The organism is Mesorhizobium sp. WSM4832 (assembly GCF_055811115.1).
Genome location: NZ_JBVVQH010000004.1, coordinates 48,873 through 66,676 on the forward strand (window position 1 = coordinate 48,873; position 17,804 = coordinate 66,676).

A 17,804-nucleotide genomic window follows, 5' to 3' on the forward strand; every position below is an offset into this window, starting at 1 on the left:
ATCCGCGGCGCGGCTCTGGCAAAATGCAGAGCGGTCTCGTGCCATGCTGCCGATCATGGTCGGCATCTGCCTGGCCTGCATCGGCAGCGCCATGCTGACCACCGCCGTATCGCTGCATCTCGGCAGGCCAGGCGTTTCACCCGAAGTCGTGCAGATCGTGCTGACCGCCTATCCCGTGGGGTTCCTCATCGGATGCCTGGTCACCCGCCCGGCAGTCGCTCAGTACGGTCACGAGCGAACCTTCGTGGTGATCCTGGTGCTCGCGCTGATCTCGGCTTCCGGTTTCGTCTTCACCGACTTCCTGCCGAGCTGGATCTGCTTCCGCCTGTTGGGCGGCCTGGCGATGGCATCGCTATTCGTCGTCTGCGAAAGCTGGATCAACCTCTACGCCGAGCACCACAATCGCGGCGCGATGTTTTCGATCTATATGCTGACGACGGCGATCGCGGTGCTGCTCGGACAAGTTCTCGTCGCGTTGGTCGGCCCGCAGTCGCCGCATCTGTTCCTGGTCGCGGGTGCGACGGTGCTGCTGTCGCTCGCGTCCAAGTTCACGGGGGGAAGCTGGCCGGCGTTGCCGGCGGCGCCCGCCGACCCTGACCATGCAAGCATGGCGAGGCCGGTCAAGCGACTTGGCCCGCTGGCGCTGTTCAGGCTGGCGCCGGTAACCGTCGTCGCCATCTTCCAGGGCGGAATCACCAACATGAACATCTTCGTGCTAACGCCCATCTACGGCACCCAGATCGGGCTGTCGGCGGGCACGACGGTTGGGCTGGTCACCACCGTAAGCATCGCCGGCATGCTGGCGCAAACACCTGTCGGCTGGCTGTCGGACAGATTTGAACGGCGGATCATACTGCTTGTTCAAGGCGTCTTGTCCGTGACGCTCTGCGCTATGATCGCGTGGGTCGGCAAGCTCTCGGAGCCACTGCTCTTCGTGCTGTTTTTCCTCTACGGCTGCACGGCCCTCACGGTCTATCCGGTGGCTATGGCATTCGGTGCCTCCCAGCTCCACACTCGGCATATGGTCGGCGCCTCCGGCACGCTGCTCCTGCTCTATTCGATCGGCAATGTCGCGACGCCCGGCATTTCCGCTGGCCTGATGGAGCACTTGGGTGCACCGGCCATGTTCCTGCTGCTCGGCGGCGGCGCCGTGCTGGTAACTTTAGCCGCCTGCTACAATCTCCTGCGCAGGCCGGTAGTCACGACGGCCATGCAGACGATCGAGGAACAAGCCTGATGGTGGATGCAGCCATGAACCGCCTCGAAGGCACCGTCATTCTGATCGCAGGTGCGGCAAGCGGCATCGGCGCCGCCATCGCCCGCCGCTGCATTGCCGAAGGCGCAAGGGTCGTCTGTGCCGACTACGATCTCGCGCCGGCGGCCGAGCTTGCCCAAGCGCTCGGCCCTTCCGCGACCGCCTGCCAGTGCGATGTGACGAAGATCGGTTCCGCCGAAGCGGCCGTCGAATTCGCCCGGCAGAAATTCGGCCGGCTCGACGGCCTGGTGCACAATGCCGCAGCACCCTCGACCAGCGCGACCGTGGTCGACCTCGACGAGAGCGCGTGGCGGCACGAGATCGATGTCGGCCTGACCGGCGCCTTCCTGATGAGCAAGTTCGCCGTGCCGCTGATCGCCGCCAGTGGCGGCGGCTCGGTCGTCTTCATCGGCTCGCAATTCGGACGCGTCGCCACCACCAGGGCCGTCGCCTATTGCGCCGCCAAGGCAGGCCTGATCCACCTCGCCAAGGCGATGGCCGTCGATCATGCCGCCGAGAAGGTCCGCGTCAACAGCCTCTCGCCGGGCGCCGTGGCGACGACACGCCTGCTGCGCAGGTTCGCCGATTTCGAAGCCGCCAATGCCGGCCTCGGTCCTGCCCATCTGCTCGGCCGCATCGCCGAACCCGACGAGATCGCCGCGGCGGCGGCCTTCCTGCTGTCGTCCGACGCATCCTTCGTCACCGGGTCCGACATGCTCGCGGACGGCGGCTATGCGACGCGCTGAGCCCGAAACCCTTTCAAAGGAGTGCGCATGACGCTGCTCGTCACCGGCGGTACCGGCTTCGTCATGAGCGTGGTTGCCCGCGCATGGCTGGACCGCGACCCGCAAGCCCGCGCCGTGATCCTCGACCGGTCCGGCCTCGACGCGGCGGCCGAAAGATATTTCGCTCCGGTGCGCGATCGGCTCGTCGTGATCGCCGCCGATGTCCTCGACCCGAAGGCCTGGTCCGCGACGCTCGACAAGCAAGGCATCACGGCAATCGTGCATGGCGCGACGATCACGCCGATCTCGCGCGGCAGTGCCTCGGAGGCAAAACGCCAGCCGGAGGCCGAAGACCCGGCCCGCATCGTCGACGTCAATCTCATGGGCACCGTGCGGATGCTGGACTGGGCACGCGCAAGGCCGCGTCTCAAGCGCTTCATCTATGTCAGTTCCGGTTCCGTCTATCGCCACAACGGGCCGGACTGGGGCGGCGAACCGCTGCCGGAAGACGGCTATGTCGCGCCGCTTACGCTCTATGGCATCTCGAAATTCGCCTCCGAGATGGTCACCAACCGCTATGCCGACCTATTCGGCCTGTCGGCGACCTCGGTGCGGCTTGCTTCCGTCTACGGCCCGATGGATCGCGCCACCGAGAGCCGCAATTTTCGCCATGTTCCCAACCGCATCGCGCATATGGCTTTGGCCAACGAGACGATCCGGCCGAACAGTCTGGAACCCGTCGGCGACTATGTCGCCTCGACCGACGTTGCCGCCGCGATCCTCGCGCTGATCGACGCGCCTCATCTCAATTACCGCCACTACAACATCGGCTCCGGTTCCAGCCAGACCATCGGCGAGATCATCGGCTGGGCAAGGGAACGCGTGCCGGGACTGAAGGCCGAGGTGACGCCCGGAGAAAACGCCAATATCGTCCAGGATGTGACGCTGAAAGGCGGCATGTGGGGCGCCTATGACATCGCCCGCATCCTGCGCGACACAGCATGGCGGCCGCGCCCCGGCAAGGAGGCTTTCCACGCCTATATGGACTGGATCGCCGCCAACGAAACCTGAGCCAAATCAAGCCGAAGGAGGACGACCGATGCCGACCGATCCGCAGCAGGCGCCGCAGCCGCGTGACTTCGTCGGCTACGGCCCGCATCCGCCCTTCGTCGTCTGGCCGGGCGGCGTCAAGCTCGCCGTCAACCTCGTGCTCAACTACGAGGAAGGCTCGGAATATTCCTGGCTGGAAGACGGCCGCAACGACAATTGGGGCGAGTACAATCTTGTCTCGAGCCCGCCGGTGCGCGATCTCGGCACCGAGACGCATTTCGAATATGGCAGCCGCGCCGGCGTCTGGCGCCTGGCCAGGCTGTTCGACCGCTACGATATCCCCGTCACCATCTCCGCCTGCGCCGTGGCGCTGGAGCGCAACCCGCCCTTCGTCGAATGGATGAAGACCCGCCGGCACGACCTGCTCGGCCACGGCCTGCGCTGGATCGACTACACGACCATGGCGCGCGGCGAGGAAGAACGCCAGCTGCAGGAAGCGGTCGCGCTCTATGAAAAACTTCTGGGCAAGCGGTCCCTGGGCTGGAACTGCCGCTCGCTGCCGAGCGTCAACACGCGCGACCTTTTGGTCGAGGAAGGCGGTTTCCTCTATCACTCCGATCCCTGTAATGACGATTTGCCTTATTTCCTCGACCACCGGGGCACGGAGATCCTGGTCGTCCCCTACTCCAAGACGCTCAACGACAGCCGCTATCTGGTGGCTCCGGGCTACAGCAATCCGCGCGACTTCGCCGAGGACTGCCGCTCGGCCATCGACTATATGCTCGGCGAAGCCGACGAGACCGGTGGCCGCATGCTGACCATCGGCATCCACGCCCGCTGGACGGGCCAGCCCAACCGGGCTGCCGGGCTGCGCGAGGTGATCGAGCACGTCCGGCAGAGCGACGGCGCAGCCTTCATGCGCCGCCAGGACATCGCCCGCTTCTGGCTCGAAAACCATGCGCGCCTCGAGCAGCGCGGCTGAGAGATGTTCGAAACATTGATCCGTGGCGGAACGGTGGTGAACGCCGACGGTCTAAGCCGCCGCGATATCGGCATTGCCGCGGGCAGGATCTCGGCACTCATCACACCCGGCGAAGCCGCCGAAGCCAGGACAATCGTCGACGCCTCCGGCAGCTTCCTGCTGCCCGGCCTGGTCGATGCGCATGCGCATCTGCGCGAGCCCGGGCTGACGCATAAGGAGGATTTTTCTTCCGGAACGCATGCGGCCGCGCTTGGCGGCGTGACCACGGTGCTCGACATGCCGACCGATGAGCCGTGGACGGCCACGTCTCAGCAACTCGCCGACAAGATGGCGATTGCCCAGGGTCGCATTCATGTCGATGTCGGCCTGCAGGCCGTGGTCGGCCGCGACCTGTCGCTTGTCCCTCGCCTGCTCGACCTCGCGCCGGTGTCGTTCGAATTGTTCACCGCCGACGTCCCGGACGCCTTCCTGTTTGCCTCGCTCGACACTATCGCCGAGGCCCTGAAAGCTTTTGCCGGCGCCGATACGCTGATCGGCATCTCGCCCGGCGACCAATCGATCCTGACCGGCAGCACGGCGCGTGATCGCTCCGGCACCATCGCCGCCTTCCAGGCGAGCCGGCCGCCGCTGGCGGAAGCCGTGGGTATCGCACGGGCGCTGGTCGCCGCCGCCTCGACCGAGGCAAGGATCCATATCCGCCAGATCAATTCCGAATTGGGTGTCGAGACCTGGAGCCGGCTGCGCGGCATCGCCGATGCCAGCGTCGAGACCACACCGCAGAACCTGTTCTTCACGGCGCAAGACTACGAGACGCAAGGCGCCGATCTGAAGGCCTCGCCACCCTTGCGCTCGCCGCACGATGTTGACGCGCTGCGCGCCGCGCTGAGCGGAGGCCTGATCGACGTCGTCGCCACGGATCACGCCCCGCATGCGCCGGCCGAGAAGGCGGCGACTTATGCTGCTTTCGCCGACATCCCAGGCGGCATGCCGGGATTGCAGACGCTGTTCCCGACCATGCTGAAGCTGGTCGACGAAGGGCTCATCGCCCTGTCCGACCTGGTGCGCATGTGCGCCCGCAATCCGGCCGAGCGCTTCGGCCTCGGCCGGCGCAAAGGGTGCATCGCCGCCGGCTACGATGCCGATCTGCTCATCCTCGACCCGCGCCAATCCGGCACCATCGCCAACGCCGATCAGGTATCGCGAGCGGGCTATACGCCTTTCGACGGCTGGACCGTGAAAGCGCGGCTGACCAGTGCCTTCCTGCGCGGCCGCGAGATCGTGCGCGAGGGCCGGCTGGTCGGTCCGGCGCAGGGAAAGATCGTCACCCGGGAGAGCTGAGAACCATGGCCTTGCTCGCAGACAAAACCGCCATCGTCACCGGAGCGAGCTCCGGCATCGGCCGCGCGATCGCATTAAAATTCGCGGCCGACGGCGCCAGCGTCGTCGTCGCCGACACGGTGGAGCAGCCGATCGAGGGTGGCCAAGGCACCGTCGACATGATCCGCTCGGCCGGCGGCACCGCCATCTACGTCAAGACCGACATCTCGGATTGGAGCGCCGTCGACGCACTTGTCGGCACGACCGTCGATCGCTTCGGGCGGCTCGACGTGATGGTCAACAACGCCGCGATCTACACCAGCACCAACCTCATCGAGACCACGCCGGAACAGTGGCATAGCGTCATCGGCGTCAACCTGACCGGTTTCTTCTACTGCAACAAACGCGCCGTCACCCAGATGCTGACCCAGGCGCCGGTCAATGACGTTCGTGGCCGCATCATCAACATCTCGTCGCAGCACGGCATGGTCGCCTGCCCCGGCGACCTGCCCTATTCGGTCAGCAAGGGCGGCATCGTGCAGATGACGCGCCAGATCGCGGTCGACCACGCCGACGACCTCATCGTCTGCAACGCGATCGCTCCGGGCAAGATCATCACCGGCAAGCCGGGCGTCGCCAACGATCCTGATGCGCTCGACTATTCGCGCAGCCGCACGCCCTGGCCGCGGCTCGGGCATCCGGACGACGTGGCGGGCGCGGCGCTGTTTCTTGCCAGCGACATGGCCAGCTACGTCACCGGCATAAACCTGATGGTGGATGGCGGCTGGATGGCGGGCTGACGACCGACAGACGGGCCGCTGCCCGGCATCCGGCGATAGGAACCTTTGCGGAAACCGCCCGTTGATCCTGTTGCGAGGGGGTCGACGATATCTGGGATCCGTTGCCTTGGACGCAAAATCTGAAAGAAAAGAGCGCGAAACCGCTCCTGCTGAGGAAGCGCGGGCTCGACCCCGGTCCGATCGGCGGCGACACCCGCCGAGCGGCGACAAGCCCGTCGAAAACAAGCGCAGCGACCACAAGCGAGCGCAAGACATCCAGGCGAATGACAGCCCGTCCGACAGCAATAAGCCCAGCCTGGTGAGGCGCCATCCCTATGTAGCGGCGGCCGTCGCGATCCTTGTCTTGTTGGCGATAGCCGCCGTGGTGACCTGGTGGCTCAATGCGCGCCAATATGAATGGACCGATGACGCCTTCATCGACGCGCGCACGGTGACCGTCAGCGCGGAAATTTCCGGGCGCATCACCGATGTTGCCGTCACCGACAACCAGCCGGTCGAGGCCGGCGCCGTGCTTCTGCGCATCGACGACAGCGACTATCAGGCCTCGCTCAAGCAAGCCGAGGCGGGCGTGGTGGCGGCGCGGGCCGAGATCACCAATGTGCAGGCGCAGATCGAAGCGCAGAACGCCAAGATCGACGCCGCGCAAAAACAGGTGGCGCAGGCGCAGGCGACGCTCGAATTCGCCAAGTCCGAGGACCAGCGCAACCGCGAGCTTCTGGCCAAGGGCACGGCCACGCAACAACAGGCGCAGCAGGCCGCTTCAACCTTGCGCCAGGACCAGGCCGCGCTTGATACCGCCAACGCCAACGCCGAGGCGGCGAAAAGCCAGGTTGCGGTTCTGCAGGCACAGGTCAACAGCGACGAGGCCAAACTGCAGCAGGCTGAGGCCACCGCGGACCAGGCCAGGACCACCCTTACCCGAACGACCATCACGGCGCCGGTCGCCGGCCATGCCACCAACATCACGGCGGCAAAAGGCACCTATGCGCAGCCTGGTCAGGTGCTGATGATGTTCGTTCCCAAGGACGTCTGGGTGAAGGCGAACTTCAAGGAAACGCAGCTCGACCTGATGCGGCCTGGCCAGCCAGTCGATATCGCCATCGACGCCTATCCGGAAAAGGCCTTCCACGGCCGCGTCGACAGCGTCCAGGCCGGCAGCGGCACGGCGTTCAGCCTGCTCCCGGCCGAAAACGCCACCGGCAATTTCGTCAAGGTCGTGCAGCGCGTGCCGGTCAAGATCGTGTTCGATGACCCCCCCGGCGTCTATCTCGGTCCCGGCATGTCGGTGGTGCCGACGGTCAAGGTGCGATGACGGATGCGGCGACAGCCCCAGGCGGCGAGAGCCGCTCCGCTGCAGGCGGCCGAAACCCCTGGCTGATCGCCATCGTCGTCTCGATCGCGACCTTCATGCTGGTGCTCGACACCTCGATCGCCAACGTCGCGCTGCGCAACATCGCGGGCAGCCTGGCGGCCGGCATGGACGAGAGCACCTGGGTGATCACCACCTATCTCGTCGCCAACTCCGTCATCATCCCGGTCAGCGGCTGGCTCACCAGCGTCATCGGCCGCAAGCGCTATTACATGATCTGCGTCGCGACCTTCACACTCGCGTCGCTGCTGTGCGGGCTGGCCCCCAACCTCCAGACGCTGATCGCTTTCCGCATCCTGCAGGGATTGGGCGGCGGCGGCATGGCGCCGAGCGAGCAGTCGATCCTCGCCGATACTTTTCCGCCGGAGAAGCGATCCCAGGCCTTCGCGCTCTACGGCATCGCCGTCATCGTCGCGCCGACCGTCGGGCCAACCATCGGCGGCTGGCTGACGGACAATTTCTCATGGCACTGGATCTTCTTCATCAATGTCCCGTTCGGCATCATGTCGCTGGCGCTCGTGCAATGGCTGGTGATCGAGCCCGACATTCTCGAACGCGAGCGCCGGGAGCGATTGAGCAACGGACTGAAGGTCGACTGGGTCGGCTTCATCCTGGTGGCGATGGCGCTCGGCTGCCTCGAAGTTTTTCTCGACGAAGGCCAGCGCAACGACTGGTTCGCCTCGACCTTCATCACCACCTTCGCGGTGGTCTCGGCGGTGTCGTTCCTGCTGCTCGTTCCCTGGGAATGGACCCGGCGCGATCCGGTCGTCGACGTCCGCCTGCTTTTCAGCCGGCAGTTCGGCATGTCGTTCCTGGTCATGATGGCGGTGGGCGCCGCGCTTTTCAGCAGCACGCAGTTGATGCCGCAGCTGCAGCAGACGACCTTCGATTACACCGCCACCCTCTCCGGCCTGTCGATGATGCCGGGCGGCATCGCCATGCTCATGCTGATGCCGATCTCGGGTTTTGCGGCCGGTTTCGTTCAGCCGCGCTATCTCATCATGATGGGCATGTCCGTCGTCGCGGTCGCGTTCTGGCACATGACCTCGCTGACGCCTGACGCCAGCTTCGACTTCTTCGCCTACGCGCGCATCTTCATGATGATCGGACTGCCATTCCTCTTCATCCCGATCTCGACCGCGGCCTATGTCGGCCTGCCGCCGCAGAAGACCGATCAGGCATCCTCGCTGATCAATGTCGCCCGCAACATCGGCGGCAGCATCGGCGTGTCGCTGTCCAACACGGTGATCGCCCAGAACGCCCAGTTCCACCAGTCGGTGCTGGTCGGTCACACCGCGCAATCGAGCGAGGCCTATCAGCAGACGCTTCGCCAGGTGACGGACCATTTCGTCGCCGAGGGCTCGCCGCTGGTCGAAGCCAAGCAACAGGCCGTCGGCTGGATCGGGCAGGAGATCGGCCGCCAGGCGTCGCTGCTCGCCTATGTCGATGTCTTTTTCTACTGCGCCGTGGCGACCGCAGTCCTTGTGCCGCTCGCCCTGCTGCTGCGGCCGCCGAAGCCGGCTCCGGCGAAACGTTAGCTATTCCCTCATCCAGTGCTTGCGCCTCTGCGTCTGCCGCGCGAAGCTGGCGGCCTCTGGAGGGACCTCATGCGCAACATCACGGCATCGGCGCTGCTTTTGGCGGCGGCATTTTTCGCGACCGACGCAAATGCTCTGGACAGCTCGAACACGCCAGTCGTCGTCACGCCGCTGACGTCGAAGACCACGACCGCTTCCGGCCAGCCGATCACGCTGCCGCAAAAGAACGTCGAGGTTCAGGTCTCATCCTACCAGATCGCCCCAGGTGCGAAATTGCCTGTCCATAAGCACCCCTTCCCGCGCTACGCCTATGTCGAGGCCGGCACGCTCAAGGTCACCAATGTCGAGACCGGCGCCAGCAATACCTACAAGACCGGCGACTTCATCGTCGAGATGATCGGCCAATGGCACCAGGCCACCAACATCGGCGCCGACCCGGTGCAGCTTTTGGTGATCGACCAGATCGAGCACGGCGCCAAGAACACGATCCTGCAGCAGTAGCCGGCAATGCGTCCGCTTCGAAGCGGACGCCCTCCTCTCGCCTCAGCCCCAGGCGCCCACTGGTTGCCGTGTGGTCGCGTTTAGCCGGTTGAAGGCGTTGATCAGCGCGATCTGAATCACCAGCGCGGCGAGCGCCTTGTCGTCATAGTGACGCGCGGCCTCGTCCCAGACATCGTCCGGCACCGCGTCGGAACGGTCGGCCAGTCGCGTCGCGGCTTCCGTCAGCGCAAGCGCCGCGCGCTCGGCGGCTGTGAAGTAAGGCGTTTCGCGCCATGCGGACACGGCAAATATCCGCTCGTCCTTCTCGCCGGCTTTCTTCAGCTCGCGCGCATGCATGTCGACGCAAACGGCGCAGGCGTTGATCTGGCTGGCGCGAAGATGAATAAGCTTGCGTGTCACATAAGGCACATCGCCGGCTTCGGTCGACTTGTCGAGCGCCATCAGCGCCGGCAGCGCGCCGGGAATGAGCATCACCGGGTTCTTCAATCTTGCTTCCATCATATTTTTCCTTTGTTTTTCGGGTGTGTTTCGGCGTCCCGGATGTCGCGCATCCAGGATTTGTTTTTCGATCAGGTTGTGTCAATCATCAGCCGCCACAGCGGCGCAGGCGAAACGGTGGGCCTTCAGCCTTGTTTGCCAGCCACCTGCTCCAGCCGCTCGAGGATACGCGGCCAGCCGCTGCCCATGCCGACATATCCGCGCTCGTCGGCGGGCCGGAACCCCGAATGCTCCATGCGCACCCGGGTCGCCGCACCCTCGGGCGTGAGCGACCAGGTCACCAGGGTCTTCAGCCCGCTGTCGGATTCGCTTCCGTCGCCCCAGCTATAGGCCAGCAGGCGTGGCGCCTCGACCTTCAGCACCACGCAGTTCGTCGTCCCGGACCAGCCCGGAACCGGCGTCGCGCGGAAGGTGAAGCGATGTCCCTCTTGCGCCGCGAAATCGTTCTGCATCAGCCATTCGGCGACGAGTTCGGGCACGGTCAGTGCTCGCCATATCTTCTCCGCCGAATGCGGAATCAGCCGCTCGACAACGATCGATTTGGTTTGCGTCATGGTTGCTTCTCCTTGTCGTAGTCTCGCTGCCCACGCGAAATCAATAACCCTACGGCTATGGATTTAACCCATAACTCCACAGTTATAGAACTGTCAAGCGTTGAAATGCCGCTTGGCCCAAAATAGCGGCCACCGTTCAGGCTTTCGCGCCGGCCCGCACGATGCTAGGGCTGCCCGTCTCCTCGAAAGCATGGATGGAAACGGTGGCGGACGCGCAAAAACCCCTGATCGAAATCTGCGTCGAAGGCATTGACGGGCTGCTTGCCGCGCAGGCCGCCGGCGCCGACCGGGTCGAGCTCTGTGCCAGCCTGATCGAGGGCGGCATCACGCCGAGCCTCGGCACGGTCCGCGCCGCGCTCGCAAGCGCAACCATTCCCTTCCATGTCATCGTTCGGCCGCGCGGCGGCGATTTCCTCTACAGCGAGGCCGAATACCGCTCGATGCTGGCCGATGTCGAAGCGCTTCGCGAGCTTGGCGTCGCCGGCGTCGTCATCGGCTGCCTGACCGCCGACGGAGCTATCGATGAAGCGCGCATGGCCGCGCTGGTTGAGGCCGCCGGCCCGCTCAACGTCACCTGCCACCGCGCCTTCGACATGACGCGCGATCCGGCCGAGGCGCTCGAAGCCCTGATCCGCTGCAAGGTCGGCCGCGTGTTGACCAGCGGCCAGCGCGACACTGCCGTCGAAGGTATCGAGCTTCTGGCTGAGCTCGTTCGCCAGGCGGGCGGGCGCATCATCATCCTCGGCTGCGGCGCCCTGGCGCCCGACTCTATCGGCGAAGTGCGCAGACGGACTGGATTGACCGAGATGCATTTCGCCGCGCTCGCGGACGTGCCAAGCGCCATGCGCTACCGCAACCCAAATGTCGGCATGGGCGGCACCGACCTCGACCGCGAATACCGCAACACGGTGACCGACGAGGCCCAGGTGGCGGCAACGATAGCGGCCGCGAGAGCCTGATGGCCGGTGCGATGACCAAGGAACCGCTGCCGATCGAACAGGTTTTGACCGCCGACCAGGCCGGTATCCTCGCGCTCAACAACGAGCATGCGGCGGAGCTGTCCTGGCTCGAGCCGGAACGGCTTTCGGTCCTGCTCGGCGAAGCTTTCTACACCCGCCGCATCGGTGGGCTCGAAGCCTTCATCATGTGCTTCGACCAGGGCGCAAGCTACGACAGCCCGAACTTCCTCTGGTTTCGCGAGCGCTACCCGCGCTTCGTCTATGTCGACCGCGTGGTGGTCGCAGCCGAGGCGCGAGGCCGTGGCCATGCCCGCCGGCTTTATGAGGATCTGTTCGATCATGCCCGGCGCGCCGGCCACACGATCGTCACCTGCGAGGTGAATGCCGATCCGCCCAACCCGGCTTCCGATGCCTTCCACGCAACGCTCGGTTTCGCCGAAGTCGGCGATGCGGTGATCCACGGCGGCAAGAAATCCGTGCGCTATTACGCAAAACCCATTGCCGCCTGAACACGCTCCCAACGGTGCTGGCCAGGAAAACAAGCCACAGCTAATATAGCCGCTCCGCTGACTGGGGCGCGACATCATGGCGAGCAATGTCTTCCGCTTCGACGAGACCTGGGAGATTCCCGAAGGCACACCCCAGGAAGTGTGGGATGTGCTGTCGGACGCTCAGCTTCTGCCGCTCTGGTGGGGCGATGCCTATAAGGAGGTCGAGCCGCTCGACAAAAAGGGCAAGGGCGTCGTCGGTGCGCGCGCCAGGGCCAGGGCGCGCGGCGCCCTGCCCTATGAGCTGAACTTCATCATCGAGGCCGCGGAGCTCGAGCCCGGCCGGCTGGTGATCGTAAAGACCTTCGGCGATTTCGACGGGCTGTGGCGGGCCGAACTGTCGCCGTCGGGTGCCGGCACGCATGTCGACCTGATCTGGCAGGTCACGGTCGAGAGGCCGATCCTCAGATTCCTGGCGCCGATTCTGAGACCAGCCTTCGCCTGGAACCACCGCTGGACGACACCGCGCGGCGAAGCCGGGCTTCGCCGTTACCTGGCCGCGCAACGAGCGGCAAAACCAGATTGATCACCAATTGCGGTTGAGCCAGCCGCGAGCGGGCTTTTCGACGATGTAGTAGCTCGTCAGCGCGCAGGCGAACACCGCGGCCAACATCGGCAACGCCGCGCTGCCGCGCTCATCGACGAATTTGTAGAAAGGCTGCTGCCAGAGATAGAGCGAATAGGACCACAGGCCGAGCATCACCATCGGCCGCGATGACAACAGCCCAGTCAGGTACCCGCCGGCGAAGTCGAGCGTGTTGACGGCCAGCGCCAAGAGCGGCACGCCGAGAAGATAGTGGATCGTGGTCGGCACGGGGTCGAGGAACAGCAACACGCCGCCAACCGCGGCCGCAAACGCCACATGCGGGCTTTGCAGGAAACCCGGCAGGCGGCCGTCGGCCTTGAGCAGGCAGATCGCGGTGGACAGCAGGATCGAGGCGATGTGCACGTCGGTGCGCCAGTAGCTGGTCTCGTAGCCCATGCCGAGAACTCCGTACGAAATGGCGCCGTTGGCCATCGCCAACAGCGCCAGCACCACGAGCAGCCGCACCACATTCGCCCTTCCGGAAACCAGCACGCTGATCAGCGCCAGGAGGATATAGGAATGCTCTTCGACGCAGAGCGACCAGATGTGATCGAGCGCGCCGGCGCGGGTGACCAGGGCGCCGGCATAGTTGTAGGTGAAGGTCAGCGCCGTCAGCGCCGCCTTCCATTTGAAGGCGATGTAGGTGCCGGCAAGGCCGATCATGGCGGCGACCACGAACACAAGCAGTGCGGGATAGATGCGCGCGAAGCGGCGCTTGAAGAATTTCTTCAGCGGAAAGCGCTCGATGAACAGGATTTCGCCCATCAGCCGGCCGCTCAGCACGAAGAAGAATTCGACGCCGAGAACGCCAAGATTGATGCCGGGAACGGGGAAAAAATGGCCGATCAGCACCAGGGCGATCGACAGGCCGCGCCAGCCGTCGAGATAGGCCAGCCTTGTCCGTGCCGCTTTGTCGGCTGTGGTCCGGGGCAGGACAACGGACGCTGCGGATATGTCGGTCATGCCGTGCTTTCGCAACTCGAGGTCCGAAACACGGCAGCCGCCATGCGTTTTGGACCCGCCTCGTTTTCCCGCCTGCTTTATTTTGCAGTGCGGGATAACTTTGTGCAAGTGCGAAGCTTCGATTTTGGCAGGGCTACTCGGCCAAGCCATTGCGACCGCAAAAGAAAAAGGGCCGTGACGACCCCCTTTCTTCAAGCCAGGCCGAGGGCATTCAGGCGTTGGCGGCGGCCACCGCGCGCTTCGCCATCACCGCGATCAGATTGGCGCGATAGTCGGCCGAGGCATGGAGATCGCTCATCAGCCCCTTTGCCGGCACTTTGAGGCCGTCGAGCGCCGAGGCGTCGAAAGTCTTCGCCAGCGCCGCCTCTATTTCCTTGGAGCGGAAGACGCCATCTTCGCCGGCGCCGGTCACCGCTGCCCTCACCCCGTCCTTGCCCTTGGCGACGAACACGCCGACGATGGCGTAACGCGAAGCCGGGTTGCGGAATTTCTGGTAAGCCGCCTTGGCCGGAGCGGTGAAGCTCACCGCCGTGACGATCTCGCCCTCCTTCAGCGCCGTTTCGAACAGGCCCTTGAAGAATTTGTCCGCCGCGATCTCGCGCTTGTTGGTGATGATCGTCGCTGCCAGCGCCAGCAACGCCGCCGGATAGTCGGCCGCCGGATCGTTGTTGGCGATCGAGCCGCCGATGGTTCCCTTGTGGCGCACCGCCGGATCGCCGATCAGCGATGCCATATGCGCAAGCGCCGGGCAGGCCTTCTTCAGCTTCTCGTCGGTGGAGACGTCGTAATGAGTCGTCGCGGCGCCGATCGTGACCGACCTGCCGGACACCTTGACGCCCTGAAGGTCCTTCAGCCGCGACACGTCGACCAGGTCCGACGGCGCCGCGAGCCGCGTCTTCATGGCCGGGACCAGCGTCATGCCGCCGGAGAGCAGCTTGGCGTCGCCGTTCTTCAGCAGCTTGGCGGCATCGGCGACGGAGGAAGCACGGTGATAGTTGACTGCGTACATGGGATCCTCCCCTGAGAGTGCTTGGTCAGTAGTAAGTAGTCAGTAGTGAATGCTCAGCTGCCATTGTCGATGAAGCGCTTTCCTTTTCGCTACTCACTACTGACTCATTTCAGTGCTTCGTCGCGCGGATCGCCGACCACACTGTCGCGGGCGACGCCGGCATGGCGATGTCGACGACGCCGAGCGCATCGGTGATGGCGTTGATGACAGCCGGCGGCGAACCGATGGCGCCGGCCTCGCCGCAGCCTTTGACACCGAGCGGATTGCCCGGGCACGGTGTGTTCGAGGTCGAGACCTTGAAGGAAGGCAGGTCGTCGGCGCGCGGCATGGTGTAGTCCATATAGCTTGCCGTCAAAAGCTGGCCGTTGCTGTCGTAGTGCGCGCCTTCGAGCAATGCCTGGCCGACGCCTTGCGCGATGCCGCCATGTACCTGCCCCTCGACGATCATCGGATTGATGATGTTGCCGAAATCGTCCGCAGCGACGAACTGGACGATTTCCGTCAACCCGGTCTCCGGATCGATCTCGACCTCGCAGATATAGCAGCCGGCCGGGAAGGTGAAGTTGGACGGGTCGTAGAAGGCGGTTTCCTTCAGGCCCGGCTCCATACCGGCGGGCAGATTATGGGCGGTGTAGGAAGCAAGCGCCACCTGGAACCAGGGCAGGCTCTTGTCGGTGCCGGCAACCTTGACCTCGCCATTCTCGATGACGATGTCGCCCTCGTCGGCTTCCAGCAGGTGCGCCGCGATCTTCTTGGCCTTTGCCTCGACCTTGTCCAGCGCCTTGACGATAGCCGACATCCCGACCGCACCGGAACGCGAGCCGTAGGTGCCCATGCCCATCTGCACCTTGTCGGTGTCGCCATGCACGATCGAGACGGAATCGATCGGCACGCCGAAGCGCTGGGTGACCAGTTGCGCGAAGGTCGTCTCATGGCCCTGTCCGTGGCTGTGCGAGCCGGTCAGCACTTCGATGGTGCCGACCGCGTTGACGCGCACCTCCGCCGATTCCCACAAGCCGACGCCGGCGCCGAGCGAGCCGACCGCCGACGACGGCGCAAGGCCGCAGGCTTCGATGTAGCAGCTCATGCCGATGCCGCGCAGCTTGCCCTGCTTGGCGGCGTCCGACCGCCGCTTGGTGAAGCCGGCATAGTCGGCCGCCTTCATGGCGGCATCGAGCGAGGCGTTATAGTCGCCCGCATCATAATTCATGATCACCGGCGTCTGGTGCGGGAAGGAGGTGATGAAGTTCCGGCGCCTGAGTTCCGCCGGCGACACGCCGAGTTCGCGCGCGGCGGTCTCCATCATGCGCTCCAGCACGTAGGTGGCCTCAGGTCGCCCCGCCCCGCGATAGGCATCGACGGGCGCGGTGTTGGTGTAGACGGTGCGCACATTGGCGTGGATCGCCGGGATGTTGTACTGCCCAGACAAGAGAGTGGCATAGAGATAGGTCGGCACGCAGGACGAGAACAGCGACATGTAGGCGCCGAGATTGGCTATCGTGTCGACCTTCAGCCCGGTGATCCGGTTGTCCTTGTCGAAGGCCATCTCGACGGTCGAGACATGGTCGCGGCCATGCGCATCCGAGAGGAAGCTCTCGGTGCGGTCGGCCACCCATTTGACCGGAACGCCGGTTTTCTTCGAAGCCCACAGGCAGACAATCTCTTCCGGGTAGATGTAGATCTTGGAGCCGAAGCCGCCGCCGACATCCGGCGCGATGACACGCAGCTTGTTTTCCGGCGCGACGTTGTAGAAGGCGCTCATCACCAACCGCGCGACATGCGGGTTCTGCGACGTCGTCCAGCACGTATAGTGGTCCTCGGCCTTGTCGTAGTGCCCGAGAGCCGCGCGCGGCTCCATCGCATTCGGCACCAGCCGGTTGTTGACGATCTTCATGCGCGTGACATGGGCCGCCGACTTGATCGCCGCGTCGGTCGCCTTGCCGTCGCCGAGTTCCCAGTCGAAGATGAGGTTGTTCTCGGCCTCGGCATGGACCTGCGGCGCACCGGGTTGGATCGCCTTCGTGGCATCGACCACGGCCTTCAGTTCCTTATAGGTGATCTCGACCGCTTCAGCCGCGTCGCGCGCCTGGCCCTTGGTGTCGGCGACGACGATGACGACCGCGTCGCCGACATAGCGCACCTTGTCGACGGCGAGCGGCGACCAGGCGCCCATCTTCATCGGCGTGCCGTCCTTGGAATGGATCATCCAGCCGCAGATCAAATTGCCGATGCCGTCGGCCTTGAGCTCCTTGCCGGTGAGGACGCCGATGACGCCGGGCATCGCCTGCGCTTGCTTCACATCGATCTTCTTGATCTGCGCATGCGCGTGCGGGCTGCGCACGAACACGGCATGCTTCATGCCGGGAACCACCATGTCGTCGACATAACGGCCGCCGCCGGTGATGAACCTTCTGTCTTCCTTGCGCGCCACGCGGGCGCCGACGCCTTCGATACCCATAGGAAATTCCTCCGGAATTTAGGGGAGTAGGGCAGTAGGGCAGTAAGGGAGTAGGGATTAGGGCGCTAATGGCCTACTCCCTTACTCCCCTATTCCCTTACTCCCCTAAGCTGCCTGTTTCGCCCTGCCCTTGGCCCCCTTCGCCATCGCTTGCGATGCGGCGAGGATCGCCTTCACGATGTTGTGGTAGCCCGTGCAGCGGCAGATATTGCCGTCGAGCTCGGCGCGCACCGTCGCCTCGTCGAGGCCCTCGGGATGACGCGCGATCATGTCGGTCGCCGTCATGATCATGCCGGGCGTGCAGAAGCCGCATTGCAGCCCGTGATGTTCCTTGAACGCGGCCTGCACCGGGTGCAGCTCGGCGCCGTTGGCCAGCCCTTCGATTGTGACGATGGTCGAGCCCGAAGCCTGCGCCACCAGCATTGTACACGACTTCACCGCCCTGCCGTCGACTTGCACCACGCAGGCGCCGCATTGCGATGTATCGCAACCGACATGCGTGCCCGTGAGGCCGAGATTTTCTCGCAGGAAATGAACCAGCAACGTTCGGTCCTCGACGTTCCCGCTGACCCGCTTTCCGTTCACCATCAACGAAACGTCAGACATGAGCCCCTCCCTGGGTATCAACCTTGGTCGTTCAGCCGCCAGCGTGTTCTAAATGCCCCGGCAATCGATGTTTCCAATGCACCGTA

18 protein-coding genes are annotated in these 17,804 nt (G+C 64.6%); 12 read left to right on the forward strand and 6 right to left on the reverse strand.

Going from position 1 to position 17,804, the window contains the following annotated elements:
* Window positions 1–43: 43 nt before the first annotated feature.
* From AC0L2L_RS07255 to AC0L2L_RS07295, 9 genes are all read left to right on the forward strand, one after another.
* Window positions 44–1,237 (forward strand): MFS transporter, encoded by a 1,194-nt coding sequence (locus tag AC0L2L_RS07255; protein ID WP_473577176.1) that lies wholly within the window; start codon window positions 44–46, stop codon window positions 1,235–1,237.
* A 14-nt stretch (window positions 1,238–1,251) separates the two neighbouring features.
* A complete protein-coding gene (locus AC0L2L_RS07260; protein WP_473577177.1) occupies window positions 1,252–2,001 on the forward strand; it encodes an SDR family NAD(P)-dependent oxidoreductase in 750 nt (249 codons plus the stop codon).
* Window positions 2,002–2,028: 27 nt separating this feature from the next.
* Window positions 2,029–3,051 carry an NAD-dependent epimerase/dehydratase family protein gene (locus AC0L2L_RS07265; RefSeq protein ID WP_473577179.1) on the forward strand — a complete coding sequence of 341 codons (1,023 nt, stop codon included), beginning with the start codon at window positions 2,029–2,031 and terminating at the stop codon, window positions 3,049–3,051.
* A 28-nt stretch (window positions 3,052–3,079) separates the two neighbouring features.
* The gene (locus tag AC0L2L_RS07270; protein ID WP_473577180.1) at window positions 3,080–4,012 is read left to right on the forward strand and encodes a polysaccharide deacetylase family protein; all 933 of its coding nucleotides are present in this window, start codon (window positions 3,080–3,082) and stop codon (window positions 4,010–4,012) included.
* Window positions 4,013–4,015: 3 nt separating this feature from the next.
* Window positions 4,016–5,350 carry a dihydroorotase gene (locus AC0L2L_RS07275; RefSeq protein WP_473577181.1) on the forward strand — a complete coding sequence of 445 codons (1,335 nt, stop codon included), beginning with the start codon at window positions 4,016–4,018 and terminating at the stop codon, window positions 5,348–5,350.
* 5 nt (window positions 5,351–5,355) lie between these two features.
* A complete protein-coding gene (locus AC0L2L_RS07280; protein WP_473577183.1) occupies window positions 5,356–6,129 on the forward strand; it encodes an SDR family NAD(P)-dependent oxidoreductase in 774 nt (257 codons plus the stop codon).
* 298 nt (window positions 6,130–6,427) lie between these two features.
* Entirely contained in the window at window positions 6,428–7,441 is a 1,014-nt protein-coding gene (locus AC0L2L_RS07285) for an HlyD family secretion protein (RefSeq protein WP_473577185.1), read from the forward strand.
* Window positions 7,438–9,036, forward strand: coding sequence for a DHA2 family efflux MFS transporter permease subunit (locus AC0L2L_RS07290; RefSeq protein ID WP_473577186.1), 1,599 nt, complete (start codon window positions 7,438–7,440; stop codon window positions 9,034–9,036). The genes AC0L2L_RS07285 and AC0L2L_RS07290 overlap by 4 nt, the downstream gene beginning before the upstream one ends.
* A 69-nt stretch (window positions 9,037–9,105) precedes the next feature.
* Window positions 9,106–9,537 carry a cupin domain-containing protein gene (locus AC0L2L_RS07295; protein WP_473577187.1) on the forward strand — a complete coding sequence of 144 codons (432 nt, stop codon included), beginning with the start codon at window positions 9,106–9,108 and terminating at the stop codon, window positions 9,535–9,537.
* A 42-nt stretch (window positions 9,538–9,579) separates the two neighbouring features.
* On the opposite strand, the gene AC0L2L_RS07300 is transcribed toward AC0L2L_RS07295, so the two are convergent.
* Window positions 9,580–10,035, reverse strand: a complete 456-nt coding sequence (locus AC0L2L_RS07300; RefSeq protein WP_473577188.1) for a carboxymuconolactone decarboxylase family protein — start codon at window positions 10,033–10,035, stop codon at window positions 9,580–9,582.
* 125 nt (window positions 10,036–10,160) lie between these two features.
* Window positions 10,161–10,589, reverse strand: coding sequence for an SRPBCC family protein (locus AC0L2L_RS07305; RefSeq protein WP_473577189.1), 429 nt, complete (start codon window positions 10,587–10,589; stop codon window positions 10,161–10,163).
* A gap of 194 nt (window positions 10,590–10,783) precedes the next feature.
* Between AC0L2L_RS07305 and AC0L2L_RS07310 the strand changes: the two genes are divergently transcribed.
* The 3 genes from AC0L2L_RS07310 (at window position 10,784) to AC0L2L_RS07320 (ending at window position 12,622) form a co-directional block, all read left to right on the forward strand.
* Window positions 10,784–11,548: a copper homeostasis protein CutC gene (locus AC0L2L_RS07310; RefSeq protein WP_473577190.1), complete on the forward strand. Its 765-nt coding sequence runs from the start codon at window positions 10,784–10,786 to the stop codon at window positions 11,546–11,548.
* 11 nt (window positions 11,549–11,559) lie between these two features.
* Complete coding sequence (locus tag AC0L2L_RS07315; protein ID WP_473577520.1) at window positions 11,560–12,057, forward strand: GNAT family N-acetyltransferase; 498 nt, start codon at window positions 11,560–11,562, stop codon at window positions 12,055–12,057.
* Window positions 12,058–12,133: 76 nt separating this feature from the next.
* Window positions 12,134–12,622, forward strand: a complete 489-nt coding sequence (locus tag AC0L2L_RS07320) for an SRPBCC family protein (RefSeq protein ID WP_473577191.1) — start codon at window positions 12,134–12,136, stop codon at window positions 12,620–12,622.
* Here the strand turns inward: AC0L2L_RS07320 and AC0L2L_RS07325 are convergent, their stop codons facing one another.
* The 4 genes from AC0L2L_RS07325 to AC0L2L_RS07340 form a co-directional block, all read right to left on the reverse strand.
* A complete protein-coding gene (locus tag AC0L2L_RS07325) occupies window positions 12,623–13,645 on the reverse strand; it encodes an acyltransferase family protein (RefSeq protein WP_473577192.1) in 1,023 nt (340 codons plus the stop codon).
* 211 nt (window positions 13,646–13,856) lie between these two features.
* On the reverse strand, window positions 13,857–14,654 hold the full coding sequence (locus AC0L2L_RS07330) for an FAD binding domain-containing protein (RefSeq protein WP_473577194.1): 798 nt from the start codon (window positions 14,652–14,654) through the stop codon (window positions 13,857–13,859).
* A gap of 109 nt (window positions 14,655–14,763) precedes the next feature.
* The gene (locus AC0L2L_RS07335) at window positions 14,764–17,112 is read right to left on the reverse strand and encodes a xanthine dehydrogenase family protein molybdopterin-binding subunit (RefSeq protein ID WP_473577195.1); all 2,349 of its coding nucleotides are present in this window, start codon (window positions 17,110–17,112) and stop codon (window positions 14,764–14,766) included.
* 105 nt (window positions 17,113–17,217) lie between these two features.
* A complete protein-coding gene (locus AC0L2L_RS07340) occupies window positions 17,218–17,718 on the reverse strand; it encodes a (2Fe-2S)-binding protein (RefSeq protein WP_027167220.1) in 501 nt (166 codons plus the stop codon).
* Window positions 17,719–17,804 lie beyond the last annotated feature (86 nt).